Here is a 1,897-nt window from a genome sequence, read left to right on the forward strand (position 1 = left end):
GCTCATGGTGCGGGTACATGCCTACCTCAACGCGCGGAATGCACAGCGCTCTGCCTGTCCATCCCTGCGCCGAGCCGACCTCAGGCGTGCCTCCTGACGTCGTGCGAGAATCGAGATCGTTGGTTTAAGAGGCGGATGCTCTTCCAATGAGCTACGGAGGCATATTGCCGCCACCCCCATGCGAGCAGGTGGCGTGCATTCACCACGACGATTCAGTTGTCAGGGAGCTGGAACTGTCAGGTTGACCGGAGGGATTCGAACCCTCTTCCCCGGGGTCACATCCCGGTGGCTCACCATTCGCCTTCGGCCAACATGGAGTCGGGGTACCCGGAGTCGAACCGGGATCACCCGCTTATCAAGCGAGTGCTCTGCCTTTGAGCTATACCCCTGGAAAGATGTCTGGGTTTGGGTGAGGCGGACCCTGCTCGTGTGGAGCATGGGGACGCTGGGAGTTGAACCCAGCAGGCCCTGTCGGGCTCGGGCTCTACAGGCCCGCGCGTCTGCCGTAACGCTCTACGTCCCCTGGAGGAGTGGAGGCCCGAAAGCCGAGAGGCCGGGTCCCCTGGATGGGAGCCCGGCCTCTGCGTGGCTTGGCGCGTCGATGACGAAGCGCGAGCGTCAGCAGGGTACGGGCGGATGGCCGTGAAGGTGGCCGAATCCCACGTTGCGAATCGAGCCGGTGCTCGAGAAGGAGCAGGAGGCGGCGTCGAACTGGGGCCAGAGGTTGTTTCGATAGCTGTGCTTCGCCTTGCTCGACTGCATCGTCACCGTCTTCATGGTCACCGCTCCTTTCTGGGGGAATCTACGGCGGTTGATTTTCATCCCTGACAAGCGCCGCGATTGTTTCTTGTCGCGGCGTCGATTCCCACGAACGTCTGGAAGAAGCGCTCGGAGTCCAGGGCCACCGAGATGAACGTATGCGTACCCTGCGCAAGCTCGGCTCCCCACTCTCCGCGCTGGCGCACCATCTCCACTTCCGCCCAGGTGATGATTTCGGGGTCGATGGCCGCGCATGCGGCGATGGGGTCGTGCAGGAGTTTGCCTTCGGGGCGCTGCGCCAGGTAGCGCTCCATGGCCTCGAAGATGAGCCCGAGCCCCGGTGTCGTCGAGGCATAAGGCCGCATGTGCTCGTGAAACGGGCCGTCGTAGGCCAGGCCATGGGTGACGTTCTTGGACACCAGTTCGCGTCGGCCCACGCGGTCCGAGGACAGGGCCAGCAGTGCGCCCTTGGGGTCTCCGTTGAAGTTGAAGGTCGGACAGGTTCGCCGGCCCTCGAACTTGGGTAGCCGGTGCTCGGGTGGAACCACGTTGTCGCCCGCGAAGCCGCCCTGCGCCACCCACCGGTGCAGCTTGATGTCCGGGTGAAGCTCCAGCAGCAATCGCAGATTCTGGAGCGGCGCACCCGTGAGCAGTGTTGCCTCGGGGAACCGCCCGAGCACGAGCGCCAGCACCTCGTGCGCCAGGGCATCCGGAGCGGAGGGAGGTAGTTGCCCCAGCCATTGGGTGTGGAATGCCGAAAGGCTCTCTTTCTCCGCCGCCGGATTGCGCGCACCCACGGGCACGTCACTCCTGCCGGCACGTGCGAGCAGGTGTCGCACCATCCCCACCTGTGCCAGCGTGCCGGGTGTCACGGTCACCGCGCGCAGCGCGACGGCGGGATGGGTGGCCAACAGGCAGAGCGTGAGCGCGTCGTCCGGATCGCTCGTTTCCATGTCGAAGAGAATGTCCTGGGCCATTGGCGTCCCTGAGTAGAGAGAGGCGGGGTGTCCCCCCCCTGTGTCAGGGAAGAAGTCGCCTCGGCTGAGATGCCGAGCTGACCACCCGAAGGGGGCGAGTGCAGGCGGTTGAAGTGCCGTACACAGACGCATTCAAGGCGCAGATGGTGAAGCGGATGGTG

Annotated in this window: 2 protein-coding genes and 3 tRNA genes; all 5 read right to left on the reverse strand. The window is 64.7% G+C overall.

Annotated features, from left to right (window positions below; genetic code table 11):
- Positions 1-240 precede the first annotated feature (240 nt).
- The 5 genes from HR086_RS46485 to HR086_RS46505 all read right to left on the reverse strand — a co-directional run bounded on the left by HR086_RS46485 (position 241) and on the right by HR086_RS46505 (position 1,712).
- Positions 241-311, reverse strand: a tRNA-His gene (locus HR086_RS46485).
- 7 nt (positions 312-318) lie between these two features.
- Positions 319-389 (reverse strand) — tRNA-Ile (locus HR086_RS46490).
- Positions 390-437: 48 nt separating this feature from the next.
- Positions 438-523 (reverse strand) — tRNA-Tyr (locus HR086_RS46495).
- Between the two features lie 95 nt (positions 524-618).
- On the reverse strand, positions 619-777 hold the full coding sequence (locus tag HR086_RS46500) for a hypothetical protein (RefSeq protein WP_174468872.1): 159 nt from the start codon (positions 775-777) through the stop codon (positions 619-621).
- Between the two features lie 41 nt (positions 778-818).
- Positions 819-1,712 carry a nucleoside hydrolase gene (locus tag HR086_RS46505; RefSeq protein ID WP_254626770.1) on the reverse strand — a complete coding sequence of 298 codons (894 nt, stop codon included), beginning with the start codon at positions 1,710-1,712 and terminating at the stop codon, positions 819-821.
- Positions 1,713-1,897: the final 185 nt, after the last annotated feature.

The organism is Myxococcus sp. CA039A (genome assembly GCF_013336645.1).
GTDB classification, from domain to species: domain Bacteria; phylum Myxococcota; class Myxococcia; order Myxococcales; family Myxococcaceae; genus Myxococcus; species Myxococcus llanfairpwllgwyngyllgogerychwyrndrobwllllantysiliogogogochensis.